16 protein-coding genes are annotated in these 13,836 nt (G+C 63.7%); 7 read left to right on the top strand and 9 right to left on the bottom strand.

What is annotated here, in order from left to right:
- The 8 genes from E8M79_RS18615 to E8M79_RS15195 all read right to left on the bottom strand — a co-directional run.
- On the bottom strand, nt 1-442 hold a 442-nt coding region (locus E8M79_RS18615), incomplete at its 3' end, for a DNA-binding domain-containing protein (RefSeq protein ID WP_248305013.1).
- Complete coding sequence (locus E8M79_RS15225) at nt 439-1,308, bottom strand: DUF692 domain-containing protein (protein WP_137152707.1); 870 nt, start codon at nt 1,306-1,308, stop codon at nt 439-441. The genes E8M79_RS15225 and E8M79_RS18615, both read right to left, overlap by 4 nt.
- A gap of 71 nt (nt 1,309-1,379) precedes the next feature.
- A complete protein-coding gene (locus tag E8M79_RS15220; RefSeq protein ID WP_137152706.1) occupies nt 1,380-1,673 on the bottom strand; it encodes a DUF2282 domain-containing protein in 294 nt (97 codons plus the stop codon).
- A 124-nt stretch (nt 1,674-1,797) separates the two neighbouring features.
- Nucleotides 1,798-2,634, bottom strand: coding sequence for an ABC transporter permease subunit (locus E8M79_RS15215; protein ID WP_137152705.1), 837 nt, complete (start codon nt 2,632-2,634; stop codon nt 1,798-1,800).
- A gap of 2 nt (nt 2,635-2,636) precedes the next feature.
- Nucleotides 2,637-3,536, bottom strand: coding sequence for an ABC transporter permease subunit (locus E8M79_RS15210; RefSeq protein WP_137152704.1), 900 nt, complete (start codon nt 3,534-3,536; stop codon nt 2,637-2,639).
- Nucleotides 3,511-4,800, bottom strand: a complete 1,290-nt coding sequence (locus E8M79_RS15205) for an ABC transporter substrate-binding protein (protein ID WP_205747918.1) — start codon at nt 4,798-4,800, stop codon at nt 3,511-3,513. Before E8M79_RS15205 ends, E8M79_RS15210 begins: the two co-directional genes overlap by 26 nt.
- A gap of 86 nt (nt 4,801-4,886) precedes the next feature.
- Nucleotides 4,887-5,945, bottom strand: a complete 1,059-nt coding sequence (locus E8M79_RS15200) for an ABC transporter ATP-binding protein (RefSeq protein ID WP_137152702.1) — start codon at nt 5,943-5,945, stop codon at nt 4,887-4,889.
- A gap of 40 nt (nt 5,946-5,985) precedes the next feature.
- Entirely contained in the window at nt 5,986-6,594 is a 609-nt protein-coding gene (locus tag E8M79_RS15195) for a CDP-alcohol phosphatidyltransferase family protein (RefSeq protein ID WP_137152701.1), read from the bottom strand.
- Between the two features lie 162 nt (nt 6,595-6,756).
- On the opposite strand from E8M79_RS15195, the gene E8M79_RS15190 reads away from it, so the two are divergent.
- From E8M79_RS15190 to E8M79_RS15160, 7 genes are all read left to right on the top strand, one after another.
- Nucleotides 6,757-7,383 carry an RNA polymerase sigma factor gene (locus E8M79_RS15190; RefSeq protein WP_137152700.1) on the top strand — a complete coding sequence of 209 codons (627 nt, stop codon included), beginning with the start codon at nt 6,757-6,759 and terminating at the stop codon, nt 7,381-7,383.
- Nucleotides 7,384-7,472: 89 nt separating this feature from the next.
- Nucleotides 7,473-7,709: a zf-HC2 domain-containing protein gene (locus tag E8M79_RS15185; RefSeq protein WP_137152699.1), complete on the top strand. Its 237-nt coding sequence runs from the start codon at nt 7,473-7,475 to the stop codon at nt 7,707-7,709.
- Complete coding sequence (locus tag E8M79_RS15180; RefSeq protein ID WP_137152698.1) at nt 7,710-8,387, top strand: SDR family oxidoreductase; 678 nt, start codon at nt 7,710-7,712, stop codon at nt 8,385-8,387.
- Nucleotides 8,384-9,142, top strand: coding sequence for an SDR family NAD(P)-dependent oxidoreductase (locus E8M79_RS15175; RefSeq protein WP_137152697.1), 759 nt, complete (start codon nt 8,384-8,386; stop codon nt 9,140-9,142). The genes E8M79_RS15180 and E8M79_RS15175 overlap by 4 nt, the downstream gene beginning before the upstream one ends.
- Before the next feature lie 51 nt (nt 9,143-9,193).
- Nucleotides 9,194-10,009, top strand: a complete 816-nt coding sequence (locus tag E8M79_RS15170) for a sterol desaturase family protein (RefSeq protein ID WP_137152696.1) — start codon at nt 9,194-9,196, stop codon at nt 10,007-10,009.
- Nucleotide 10,010: 1 nt separating this feature from the next.
- The gene (locus tag E8M79_RS15165; protein WP_137152695.1) at nt 10,011-10,763 is read left to right on the top strand and encodes a VTT domain-containing protein; all 753 of its coding nucleotides are present in this window, start codon (nt 10,011-10,013) and stop codon (nt 10,761-10,763) included.
- A gap of 47 nt (nt 10,764-10,810) precedes the next feature.
- Nucleotides 10,811-12,256 carry an FAD-dependent oxidoreductase gene (locus E8M79_RS15160; protein WP_137152694.1) on the top strand — a complete coding sequence of 482 codons (1,446 nt, stop codon included), beginning with the start codon at nt 10,811-10,813 and terminating at the stop codon, nt 12,254-12,256.
- A gap of 360 nt (nt 12,257-12,616) precedes the next feature.
- Here the strand turns inward: E8M79_RS15160 and E8M79_RS15155 are convergent, their stop codons facing one another.
- Nucleotides 12,617-13,231, bottom strand: coding sequence for a TetR/AcrR family transcriptional regulator (locus E8M79_RS15155; protein ID WP_248305072.1), 615 nt, complete (start codon nt 13,229-13,231; stop codon nt 12,617-12,619).
- Nucleotides 13,232-13,836 lie beyond the last annotated feature (605 nt).

Genomic DNA, 13,836 nt, shown 5'->3' with positions numbered 1-13,836 from the left:
GGTCTGGCAAGACCTCGGGGTCGAAAGCGGCGATCTCGGCCAGGGCAAGCGGGCTGTCATCGGCTGCATGATAGGCGACGCTCCAGGCCTCTTCGAGCGCGGCCATGTCCCCGAGATAGGGCACGGACTGCGCAGGCGCAAAACCGCCAATGAAGTCGCAGAAATCGGCGCCATATAGCATCATGATCGGGGAGAAAGGCTTGTGGTCAGCCACATAGAGGCGCGCCATGGCGGTGAAGAACGCCTCCCCCACCAATTGGCGACACACCGGATATTTGGCGGCCAGCACGCCAACCAGTCCGACATGGACATTGTTGCGATAGACCGCAAAGCGCTTGGCGTCGCTGTCGCCGCGATGGGAGATGATGCCGGGGGGCACCGCTTTTGCGGGATCGACGAGGGCGGCAGCAAAATCGGACTGGCCGACGGGCGGATTGGTCATGCCACGCGCTCCCGCCGGTCGCCGGGCGCACAGGCCTCGGCAATGGCCCGGTCGACAATGCAGGCCTCATCGGCCAGCACGGCGAAGGCGGGGACATTGTTGTCCCATTCGACAAGCGTGGGCACCGGACCTGTTCGGCCCAGCGCATGCTGAAACAGCGCAAAGACATCGGGACTGACCCGCGACCCATGCGCGTCGATCAGCAGCCGTTCGCCGGCGGCATCGGTGGTCTCGTCATAGCCGGCCAGATGGATTTCCCCCACCGCCTGAACCGGGAACCGGTCGATATAGGTGTAAGGGTCGAGGCCATGATTGATCGAGGACACCATCACATTGTTGACGTCCAGCAGCAGCCCGCAGCCGGTTCTCTGCGCGATGGCGGCAAGAAAATCGATCTCGTCGATCGTGCTCTCGGCGAACAGGACATAGGTGGACGGATTTTCCAGCAGCATGGATCGTCCAAGCGCCTGCTGGACGGTGTCGACATGGTCGACGACCCGGTCCAGCGTCGCCTCGGTATAGGGCAGCGGCAGCAGGTCGTTCAGGCTCGTTTCACCATGCGAGGACCAGGCCAGATGTTCGGAGAAGGATTGCGGCTGGTAGCGGTCAATCAGCCCCCGCAGCCGGTGCAGATGGTCGCGATTGAGCGCGCCCTCGCCGCCGATGGACAGGCCAACGCCATGCAGTGACAGCGGGTAGCGTTCGACAATGGCTGCAAGATAGCGATGCGGCGGCCCACCGGCGCCCATGTAGTTCTCGGCGTGGACCTCAAAAAAGCCGATGTCGGGTTGACCGTCGAGAATGTCGGCATAGTGCTGCGGCTTGAGGCCAAGACCGGCGCGGCAAGGCAAACGCTGGGCGTCCATAGGCGTTCTCCCTTTGACACAGGACCGGAGACCCGAGGGCACGGATCTCCGGAACCATGGAGGTGATAGGATCAGGCCTTGGGCAGGTCGCGATCAAGGGCTTCCAGCGAACCGGTGCGGCCGCCATCAAACGACATGGTCAGGCAGGTGCCGGCCGGAACGGCCTTCCAGGCATTGCCCTGGTAGTCGATCACCGAAGTGCCGGCACAGGTGGTGCCGGGGCCGGCGGCGCAGTCATTCTGCCCGGCAAGGGCGACGCCATAGCACTGTTCAGTGGCGTCCTGGGCAGCGGCGCCCTGGACAGACAGGCCGGCAACGGCGGTGAGCAGCGAGGCAGCAAGAGCGAGCGAGGTGCGACGATTCATGTTGAGGTCTCCCTTTCAGAGGCGGAACCAGAAGGGCTCCGCATGCTGTAGTTCGTTTGGGCGGCCTGGCCGTTACGAGGGTGGCTTTCACAGAGTAGTGAACGAACGTCGGAGGCTATTTGGCTCACCGGGCGACCATGCCGATGCGGCCATCGAGCAGGCGTTCGGAGACCAGCAACAGAGCGATGCCGGGCAGGGTCGCCACCAGCGCTATGCCCGCCGCCGAGGCATCCAGTGAGCCCCCCGCTATCTTGGCGAACAACAGCGTTGGCACAGTGATGATCTTGCCCTGTCCGAGCAGGAAGGTGAGCAGGAACAGATTGGTCGAGACCAGGAAGGTGAACAGGCATCCGGCCAGGATGCCGGGCAGCAGCATCGGCATGGTGACCAGGCGCAGGGCCTGCAGGCGATTGGCGCCCAGAACCCGGGCCTGCTCCTCAAAGCCTGGGTCCAGCCCCTGATAGACGGCCGTCAGCAGGCGCACCATATAGGGGATGGTGGGAATGAGATGGGCGATGATGATGCCGGCATAGCTTCCCGCCAGCCCCACCCGGACGAAGATCACCGAGAGCGCCAGGCCCACAGCGGCCTCTGGCACGATCAGCGGCAGGGACAGATAGAACTCGACGGCCCGCTTGCCCGCGAATTGCTCCCGCGCCAGCACCCGGGCTGCCGACAGGCAGATGGCCAGGCAGATCAGCGTGGTGGCGCCGCCGATGACCACGGTGTTCACAACCGCCTCGCCCAACCGGCTATAGGGAGACAGAACATAATCCCACCCCAAGGGCAGGCGCGCCCGGTCCCGCGCGGTGAACCACCACTCGGACGGCAACAGGTTGGGCCAGTCCCATTGGAAGGCAAAGGACTGGATCACCAGCGGAACAAAGGGCCCGACAAGGAACAGCCCCATCAGGACAAGATAGAAGCGCGCCGCGGTCGGCAGGCTTTTGGATCGTGCCATGCTCACACCCGCCCAAGACGGTGTTCATAGCCACGATAGAGGGCCAGGTAGAGGGCAATGAGCAGCCCTGCGACCAGCCCGATAGACACCACAACGGCCATCCCTTGCAGCTGTAGCGCATAGTCGGCGTCCGTGAAATAGCGCCAGGCCAGGACCGGCAGCGTATCGGGGAAACCGCCCCCCAGGATGAACGGCGCCTCGAATGCGCCCATGTTGAAGGCAAAGCAGATCAGCGTGGACGACACGATGCCGGGGACGATCTGGGGCCAGGTGATCGCGCGGAAGATCTGATGCCTGGTGGCACCAAGCACGGCGGCGGCTTCTGCCTGCTCGCGGCCGGCACTGATCAGCACAGCGTGGATGGACAGGGCCATAAACGGCAGTTGCTTCCAGACATAGACGGCGATGACGCCCAAGCCGGCATGGGTATTGAGCAGGCGCGGGAACTGCGCCGGGTCGTCGATCCAGCCCAGGGTGGCGGCCAGCCGGGACAGCACCCCGCCATTGCCCATCATGATGACGGCCAGCGCAATACCGACCGCATAGGGCACCACCAGGGGCAGCCGGGAGAGGCTGCCGAACACCGCACGGCCGGGAAAAGCCTGCACCAGGCATAGAGCGAGAAGAATGGCCAGAACCAGCGCGATGGCGGTCGCGGCCAGGCTGTAGTAGAGCGTGAACCACAGCGACCACCAGAAGCTGGCGCCGCTCCAGAGCGTTGTGAAATAGGTCAGATCGGGGAAGCTGTTGACGCCGAGCCAGGGGGCAAATCCAAGGCTCTGCAACAGGGCAAGCAGCAAGGCCCCGCCAAACAGCACGATTATCACCACGCCCAGCGGCAGCAGGCCCAAGGCCGGCCGCCATTGGGCGAAGGCCCTATGGCGCCAGCTTGGCGACGGCATTGGCGACGATCTCCTCCAGGGGCAGGCGCGAGCCGCGCTCGATATATTCGAGCCATGTTGCCTCGATCACATCGACCAGCGACGCGTTTGTGTCCGGCGCAATGTTGGCATCCAGCTCGTCCTGCGTTACCCCGAAGTGGGCCGGGGCCGCCGCCGCCAGTGCCGCGGCATCAGCGAGTTCGAGCGTCCAGGGGTCTATGCCTGCCGGGTAGCCCACAAGGTCCAGCTTGGTGACCTGTGCGTCCACAGACGACATGTAATTGGCCAATACCAGCGCCGCAGCCGGGTTCGGCGCATTGGCCGGGATGGCCAGATAGTTCTTGTTCTTGATCATGTTGCCAGCGGGGAAGATGATCTCCTCGGCGGTCTGTGGATAGCTGCCGTTGGCGCGCTTGGTGGCAACGGCATAAAGCCCGAAGCCGCAGTTGATATGAATCTCGCTATTGCGGAACAGACCTTCGGCAGCCGCAGCGTCCTCGGGATAGCGCACGGCGCCCTGCGGCCCGCCAAGCAGCAAGGGCTCAATCTGCTTGAGATAGGCAAAGCCCGGCGCGACAAGACGCGCCAGTTCGGCTGCACCAAGATCGGCAATGGCTTGCTGGAATGGTTCGGCGCCGGTGCCGTCGGGATTGAAGGCATAGAGCACCTGCTGAACAAAGGTGTTGCCCAGATAGTGGGGCGGCTTGATGTAGGCGAACTTGCCCGGGTTGGCCTCCAGATAGGCCCGCAGATCCTCGAAGGTGTGCGGCGTCTGTGCGACAGGCAGCTGAGCGCGATTGGCGGCGCAGACATATTGCTCGCCCGACCAGGGCACTTCCGCGCCATCGGTGAGCGTGCCGAAGTCCCGCAGGTTGAGCTGCGAGCGGGCGTCCGCCGCTTCCCATTCGAAGTTGACCGCATTGGGCAGCGCCCGGGCGAATGAGCCGAACAGCAGGTCCTGCTGCTTGAGGGTGTAGAAGTTCTCGCCATTGAGCCAGATGGCGTCGACACTGCCGTCACCGATGGTGCGACCGGCGGCGGCATCGGCGATCACCAGGTCGACCGCATCCTTGGTCGCGGTGATGCGATTGGCCACCAGGGTCACGCCCAGCGCTGCCATGGCTGGCGCGACCACGCTGTCCATCCAGACATTGAGGTTGTCGTCGCCGCCCCAGTAGAAGAACTGCACCGCGCCCTCGGACCGCGCTTGCGTCAAGACGTCGTCCCAGCTCAAGTTGCCAGCCAGGAACTGCGCCCGAAAACCCGCCGCGGCCTCGTCGGCCATGACAGCCGTCGTGGAGGCGAGAAGGGACGCGACAAACAGAAAGTGGCGCCGAAGGAGCATCTGATACCTCTATGGATTGGAGCAGGTTAGGGCTGGCTGGCTTGGGGCGGAAAGACACAAACATGATCGGGGCTGACCCGCAGGCTGACCCACTGTCCGGGGGCGAGGCGCCGGGTCGACACATCGTCGACCAGAAACACGTTGGGGCCCACCGCGATCGAATAGCGGACGGACTGGCCCATGAAGGCGCTCGACTGTATGACGCCGTGGCCGTCGCCGGGATCAGCTGGCGCAATGGCGATGGCTTCCGGGCGTATCAGCGTCAGCACCTGGGTGCCGGCGGCCAGCCCGCGCCGGGGCAGGGGAACCGGGTCAAAGCCAAGGTCTAGGCCAACGGCATCGCCCAGACTGACCACGCGGCCCGTCACAAGATTGGCCTCGCCCGTCATCCGGGCCACCTCCGCGGATACGGGCTGGTGATAGATCATCTCCGGCGTGTCGCACTGCAGGATGCGTCCGGACTGCATCACGGCGATACGGTCTGAAATCTCCATCGCCTCGGCCTGGTCATGCGTCACAAAGATCGTGCTCAGGCCCATCTTTTGCTGCAGATCGCGCACAAAGCTGCGCATTTGCCGGCGCAGGTCAGCGTCCAGCGCTGCAAAGGGTTCATCGAGCATGAGGAGGCGCGGCCTGGTGACCAGTGTGCGGGCCAGGGCCACCCGCTGCATCTGCCCGCCCGATAACTGGTGGGCGAACCGCTCGCCGAGGTCGCCGAGCTGGACAATGTCGAGCATGTCGCTGACGCGGCGCTCTGTCTCGGCCGCCGGGGTCCCCCGCACGCGCAACCCAAAGCCGATGTTGCGCCGCACGGTCATATGCGGGAACAGGGCATAGCGCTGAAAGACCAGGCCGACATTGCGCTCTGGGACGTCCAGATCCGATATGTCGCGGCCATCGATCAGGATGGCGCCCTGATCGGGTATGTCCAGGCCCGCGATCAGCCGCAGCAGGGTCGACTTGCCGCAACCGGATGGCCCCAGAAGGGTCACCAGTTCCCCCGGAGCAATGGTCAGGTCGATACCGGCCAGTGCGGTTGTCCCTGCGAAGGACTTGGCAAGCCCGCGCAGCGCAAGCGAGATCATGGCTGGCCCCCGCCAGACCGCTGTGGGGCAGCACAGGCCATCACTCTGCAAATGCCTTCCAGCCCCACCACCACCGCACCAGCGTGGTCACCAGCGCCAGGGCAGCAAAGGCGGTTGCGATAAAGGGGAAGAGCGTGGGGAAAAGGCAGATTAGCACAAACAGCGCAATGGTCTCGGCGCCTTCGGTGATGCCGCCCAGATAGTAGAGCCCCTTCTTGGGCATCTTCAGCGAGGACAGGCCCCGCCGTTGCGCGATCACCGCGAAAGCCAGAAAGCTCGACCCTGTGCCGACAAAGGACAGCAGTAGCAACGACCCCGCCAATCCGTTTGCCGCAGGATCGGCCAGCACAAAGGCAAAGGGGATGGCGGCATAAAAGAAGAAGTCGAGTGCGATATCCAGGAAAGCACCGCGGTCGGTCGGGCCAGCCAGGCGGGCCACCGCTCCATCAAGCCCATCCAGGAGCCGGTTGAGTGCAATCAGCGCCAGACCGAGCGGGAACTGGCCGAAGGCTATGGCCGGCACGGCGGCAAGGCCGACAAGGAAGCCGGCAATGGTGATACCATTGGCGGTGGCACCAAGCGCCAACAGGCGCGCTGCGAATGGCCGCAAGAGGCGTTCCTGTGTCGGGATGAGGTAGCTGTCGAGCACGCGGAGTCTGCTTCCCTGATGCAGCGGTGCGACCGCCGGCCTTTGGTAACTGTATCACTTGGTTGTCCGCGCACGGCATCTGTTACAACGCCATGAGGGTTTTCTGTAACCGTTGCCATGGGTGATGCGAATGGCAAGGGGAAGCAGGGATAGCGGGGCGGGATGGTTTTGGGCGCAACGGGCTCCAGGCGCGATGAGCGCGCACTGATTCAAGCGCTCAAGCGCGGGGACGAGAAGGCCTTTCGCGGCCTTGTGGCAGACCAGCACAAATCCATGCTGGCCTTTGCCCGCACATTTCTGCGCGACCCTGCGGCAGCAGAAGAGGCCGTGCAGGACACCTGGCTGGCCCTGATCTCCGGCCTTGCCAAATTCGAGGAACGCTCATCCATCAAGAGCTGGACCTTTGCGGTTCTCGCCAATATTGCCCGCACCAAGGCCAAGCGCAACGGCCGCTCTGTGTCGTTCACGGACATGGGCTACAATGATCCGGCCGTTGATCCGGATCGGTTCCTGGGCGACGGCTCCTGGCTATCGCCGCCGGGACGCTGGTCCGAAATCAACCCCGAGCGCATTGTGGGGGGCAGGCAATTGCTGGCCCATGCCATGTCCGTTCTGGAAACACTGCCGCCCAATCAGCGCGCCGTCGTGACCCTGCGCGATATAGAGGGCCTGTCACCCGAAGAGGTTTGCACGATCCTGCAGGTCAGCGAGGCCAATCACCGCATTCTGCTGCACCGTGGACGCTCCCGTATCAGGGCGACCCTGGAAGATCTGATGGGAAAGGCCTGAGACAAGCGTAACAGTTTGCGCCCCGGACGGACTAACCTACATACGCGATCACGATTGGGCGCGCCCACACCCGCCCTGGAGACCAGACTATGCTTAGTTGCCGCGAACTCAGCGAGACCGCGACCGACTACCTGGAAGGCGCCTTGACCCTGCGTCAGCGGGTCGGCGTCACGATGCATCTGCTCATGTGCAAGCATTGCCGTGCCTATGTCGACCAACTCGCAAAGACAGTGTCGCTGCTCAAGTCAGGTCAGGCCGAGCAGGATATGGCCGAACCCGACCCGGGCGTTATCGATGCCTTTCGCAAGGCCAGGGGCAAGCCATAGGTGCAGCAGGGTCGCCGCCGACACTATTTCGTAACCGGGGCCAGTTCCGGCATTGGTCTGAGCCTGGCGCGGTCCTTGGCAGGCCAGGGCCATGATGTGACCGCGACCGGCCAGCGTGCCCCTGCGGACTTATCGCCAGACTTTCCCGATATCGCCTATCACCAGCTGGACCTGTCTGGTCCGGCCGCGCCGTTGATCGCGCTTGCGGCTCCCGCTGATCGCGTAGTCCTGGCCGCCGGCACCGGCTTCTATCGGCCGCTCGAACACGAAGACCCGGCCGCGCTCACGCAGGCCATGGCCGTCAATCTCGGCTCGGTGATCCGGCTGCTGCACGGGCTCTATCCCACTCTCGCGCGTCAAGCAGGCCGGGTCGCGCTGCTCGGTTCTGTCGCAGACAAGGGCTCTGCCGGCATGCCAGTCTATAGTGCCAGCAAGGGCGCCCTGGCCGGATTGGCGCGTTCGCTCAGTGCGGAGTGGGCCGATCGCATCACGGTTCGGTACTATCGCCTCTGGCCCACCAGAACGCCGATGCATGCCCGCGCCGGCTATGATGCCCGCAAGATCGATTGGCTGCTGATGGACCCGGACCGGGTGGCAAGGTTCGTGATCGATCATCTGGAAGGCGGCGGGCGGGCCAGCAAGACCATTTCTCCACTCACCATGGTTGGGCGCCGATGAGCCGGTGGGCCCTGGTGACAGGCGGATCGGCCGGGCTGGGGGCGGCCTTTGTCGACCAATTGCTGGCACTCGGCTACCAGGTGGTCAGCCTTGATCGCGATCAACCCGATGGCGCGCCGCCGGGATTGCACGCGGTCCAGGTTGATCTGTCGACCGTTGCGGCGCTGCCCGAACTGGTTGCCGCGCTCGATGCCGATCGGGTCTTTGATGTCGTCGTCTTCAACGCCGGCATCAGCGCGGTGGGGGCTTTTGAAGATATTGACCTTCGGCAGATGGATGCGGTCATTGCCGTCAATCTGCTGGCCCCGATGGAATTGACCCGCCTGCTGGTCGCTGGCGCCAAGCTTGCCAGGGGCGCCAGCCTGATCTTCGTCGCTTCCTTGTCCAACCGGCTGAGCTACCCCGGTGCCGCGGCCTATGCCGCCAGCAAACAGGGCCTGGAAGCCTTTGCGAATGCGCTGCGCACAGCCAGCACATACCGCGTGCTCACGGTTCTACCGGGCCCGCTCGATACCGATCATGCCAGACATTATGCGCCTGTTGGCAGCAAAGGCTGCAAGCGGCAATCCCCGGCCGCTCTGGCCAGCCGCGTCCTTCGCCGGCGCCATCGCTCCGGAACCGTGTATGGAACTGTGGCGCAGGCGCTGGCCGGCCTGTCGGGCCTGGTGGCACCATCGGTCATGACCGGCTTGATGCGGCGCGGCCTGTTCACAAAACTGCGCGCCGCACCACCCGTCACCGACAAGCGAATGTAACAGTCAGGCAGGTCAGAAGACCTGGCTTCACATGCAAAGGCTGAGCCCGCTATGAACGACGCCCTGTTTCTGCCCGAACCTGTCATTCGGTTTGGTTCCTTCGTGCTGATCTTCGGGCTGCTGGCCATTGTCGAACTCACCCACCCGCGGCTCGAACGCCCCGAAATGCTGGCTGCACTCAAGACACGGCGGTGGATGACCAATCTGGCCATGCTGGTGCTGTCGTCGGTGAGCCTGCGCGTGCTGTTTCCCGCCGCGGCGGTGGGCACCGCGCTCTGGGCCGAGAGCCAGGGATACGGCATTTTCAACCAGATCAGCATGCCGCCGTGGCTGGCAGCAGCCATCTCCATCATTGTCCTCGACTTTGCGGTCTGGCTCGAGCATCTGCTCAGCCACAAGATTCCGATCCTGTGGCGCATCCACCGCATGCACCATGCCGATACCGGTTTTGACGTCACCACGGCGCTGCGGTTTCACCCGCTCGAGATCGTGCTGTCTATGGCGTGGAAGGCGGCCATTGTGGTGGCGCTTGGAGCCCCGGCCTGGGCGGTGCTGATCTTTGAAGTCGTGCTCAATGGTGCGGCCATGTTCAACCACGCCAATATTGGCCTGCCGACCCGGGTTGATCGCATCATCCGCCTGCTGGTGGTGACACCCGACATGCATCGCATCCACCACTCCACGGACCGCCGCGAGACCGACAGCAATTATGGCTTCAGTCTCGCCATCTGGGACCGGCTATTCGCCACCTATACCGACCAGCCCGCCAAGGGACAGGACCGCATCGATATCGGTCTGGAGGACTATCGCGACACAGCGCCCACACGGCTAGGCTGGTCATTGCTGCTGCCATTCAGGAGGCGCTGACGTGCAGCCCAGCACACGCGCCCCCGCGCCGGCCAAGGCCCTCCTGCGGTTCGCGCCCCTCGGCCTGATTGTCATCGTGCTGCTCACGGGCTTGCTGCTGGGCTGGCATCGCTATCTGACGCTGGACTATCTGGCCGCGATCCGCCTGACCTTAAAGGGCTTTGCCCTCGACCATGGCTGGCTGGCCGCTCTCGCCTATGTCCTGGCCTATGGGCTGGCCGTGGCTGTGGCGTTTCCGGCGACCTGGCTGCTGACCCTGGCGGGCGGCTTTCTCTATGGCATTTGGCTTGGTGGCCTGCTGGCGGCCGCAGGCGCCACCATTGGTGCGACCGTGCTGTTCTGGGCCGCCCAGACGGCCTTCGGCGAGGGCCTGAGGTCGCGCGTGAACGCAATGGCCGGCAAGGTTGCGCGCGGGTTCGAAGCCAATGCGTTCAGCTATCTGCTCGCCCTGCGGCTGGCGCCCATCTTCCCCTTTTCGGCGATCAATGTCCTGCCCGCCCTCTTCAAGGTTCCCCTCACCACCTATGTCGCGGCAACGCTCCTGGGCATTCTGCCGGGCGCCATGGTCTATGCCTCGATCGGCCAGGGGCTAGAGACCATCCTTGCGGAAGCAGCGACGCGTGATCGTCCCGTGGGCGTCGGCGATCTGGTGACACCTGGCATCACCCTGGGGCTGCTCGGGCTCGCGCTCCTGGCTGCGGTCGCGCCGATTGCCAGCGTCATCCGAAAGCACTGGGCTGCGCGTAACACCTGATCGCCTCGTCAGACCAAGGTGCAGCAAAGAGTCAAGCGAGCCCATCGATGCAAGCCAAATCCCCCGCCGAAAGCCTTTCCTGCGATGTGTGCGTGATCGGGGGCGGCTCGGCCGGCCTGAGTGCTGCGGCGGGCGCGGCCCAGCTTGGGGCAAAAGTCGTGCTCATCGAGAGGGGGGCCATGGGTGGGGATTGCCTTAACACCGGCTGCGTTCCGTCCAAATCGCTGATCGCAGCGGCCCATGCCGCCCATATGTTCACCGCCGCCATGGCTCTGGGCGTTGGGGAGGCGATTGCGCCCCGAATCGATTTCGAGGCCATTCACCACCATATCCATGGCGTGATCGCCGCCATTGCCCCCCATGACAGTGTCGAGCGCTTCGAAGGCCTGGGCATCAAGGTCATCAGGCAGATTGCGCGCTTCACCAGCCCCACCGAACTGGTCGCCGGGCCCTACCGCATAACGGCACGCCGCTTCGTGATCGCCACTGGCTCGAGGGCAATTGTCCCACCGGTGCCGGGCCTGCGCGCGCTTGATCCGCTGACCAACGAGAGCGTTTTCGAGATGATCGCGCGCCCCGATCATCTGCTGATCATTGGGGGCGGGCCCATCGGACTGGAGATGGCGCAGGCGTTCCGGCGCCTGGGGGCGCAGGTCACCATTGTGGATGTTGCCGGCATCCTGCCGCGCGACGAGCCGGAGGCCGCCGAACTGATCCGGGGCGTCCTGCGCGATGAAGGCATCGTGCTGCATGAACACGCCAAACTGATCGATCCACAGAAGACCCAATCAGGCGTGAGCGCAACCATCGAAACGCCCACCGACCGACACGACATCACGGCAAGCCATGTGCTGGTCGCAGCCGGCCGCAAGGCCAATGTCGAGGACATGGGGCTGGAACTGGCTGGCGTCGAGAGCGGAGCCAAGGGAATTGTGGTGGACGGCCGGCTGCGGACGTCAAACCCCCGCATCTTCGCACTCGGCGATGTGGCTGGCGGACCACAATTCACCCATATCGCCGGCTACCATGCCGGCATTTTCATTCGCAACGCCATGTTCGGCCTGCCGGCCAAGGTGGACTATGCCGCCTTGCCCTGGGTGACCTATCTCGATCCCGAAGTGGCCCATGTCGGGCTGACCGAGGCCGAGGCGCGCAAGACACATGGCGATGTGACGGTGATCATCGAGCACATGGATGACAACGACCGGGCACAGGCCGAACGCCGCACGGAGGGCTTCGTCAAGCTGATCCTGACGGGCAGGGGCAAGGTGCTCGGCGCCACGATCGTGGCGCCCCATGCCGGGGAGATGATCAGCCTGTGGGGCCTGGTGATATCGGGCAAAGTGAAGCTCTCGGCCGTGGCGTCCATGATCGCCCCCTATCCAACCCTGGCCGAGATTTCCAAGCGCGCCGCCGGCGCCTATTTCAAGCCCAAGCTTTTCGGACGCCTGCCGAAAACCTGGGTCGGACTGGTACAGAAGGTCTTTCGGTGAAGCATCCGGAATCAAGCCGTTGAACCAGCTCCTCCACCACCGGCATGACTAAGGATACGATCGCCGCGACACCCTCGGCGTTGGGGTGGCACATATCGGGCTGATTGAGCGCTGGATCCAGCACCCCACAAAGACATCGGACGACTGTCGGACCCGATCAGAGCAACTCACCACACTCGTGCACCCTGGGCCCGGTTTGGCTCGGCCCTCCGGTCAATCACTTTAGCACGGACGGGCTCATGCGGCCTCGGCAGGATTGGTTTTCAGGTCGCTACCACTTGGTGGCAGGCACGAAGGACGGGCATTGTTCGTCGTCGCTAGGACACCGACATCCTCTTCGGCAGCAAGCAGATGACCTTCTCAAGCCGAGGCATTGCGGTCCTCCTGGAAAATTCCAAGTCCGCGGAGTGTTGTGCTCGCTGTGAGCCAAAGCTCGTCATAGCGTCGGACCACCTTGGAAAAGACGTTAATTCCGATCAGCAGGTTCTGCAGCGCCAGCGCTGTTCCATGGACATCGAAGGTCTCGGGCAACTCTCCACCCTCCACTGCAAGAGTGAGCAGTACCTCTAGCCGATGGGCGCTCCGAAGGATGGCTTCCTGAAGTAGGGGGCCCAGTTCGGCATGAGTTCCGGCCAGTTCGCTGACACAGTTCACCGCCAGGCATCCCCGTCCCTCAGGATCATCCGCCCTTACCGCACATACGGCGCGGCATGTCTCGGTCAACAATTGCAGCACCTGGCCGCTCGCGACTTCGTCATGAAGGGGACGGTCTGGCGATTGAGAGAAGTACGCGTCCAGCACCTCTCGGAACAACGCCTCCCGCGATCCGAATGCATTGTAGAAACTGGAACGGGTGATGCTTAGCTTTTCGGACACGGCAAGCACCGAGTTCTTCTCATAGCCGTTTCGCCAAATCTCCTGCATCGCAGTCTGGACGGCCGTTGCACGGTCGAAGCCGGAAGGTCGCGCCACCATCTCTTCCAATCTTTTTGTACAGAGATGGACAAAACGCCCAGTCTCGTTTTATACAATGGTGTCCAAAACGGGCGACGTCAACAGAGAGAGCCTCATATGACCGTATTTCTAGTCTCACGAACGGTGGTGAAGGACCCCGTGAAGTATCAGCAGTATGCCCAAGCAGCAGCATCCACCATCATGTCCCACGGCGGTCGGATTGCTTTGAGAGGCACGTTTGCTAGAGCGCTGGTGGGCTCGGCCGACTCCCATGGCACAGCTGTGATCGAGTTCCCCGACATGCAGTCAGTGGAGACTTGGCTTGCGTCCGTTGACTACCAGGCCTTGGTGCCCGTGCGTGACCAGGGTTGCGACATGCAGTTGCTGGCCTATGAGCAGCCCCCAACCTAACCTAGGCACTATAGAGCCAGCTTCTTCAGGCAGGAACAGAACTTCCAGCAGCCTCCCGAGGCAATCGGTCGCGCGATTGCCGACTGGCTGCGACGGCAATTGCAAGACAGGCGGGCTCGGAAAGAGTCCGCCTGCTTACACGGGTCAGCGCCGCCAGAGTCTGTTGCGCACGCGAAATCCAAGCTCGGGCTCGACCTTGCTTGGCGCGCTCAGGT

Source organism: Devosia sp. FKR38 (genome assembly GCF_005222805.1).
Lineage (GTDB): Bacteria > Pseudomonadota > Alphaproteobacteria > Rhizobiales > Devosiaceae > Devosia.
Note: the sequence above shows the minus strand (reverse complement) of the source record. Positions and strands in the feature narration are given on the sequence as shown.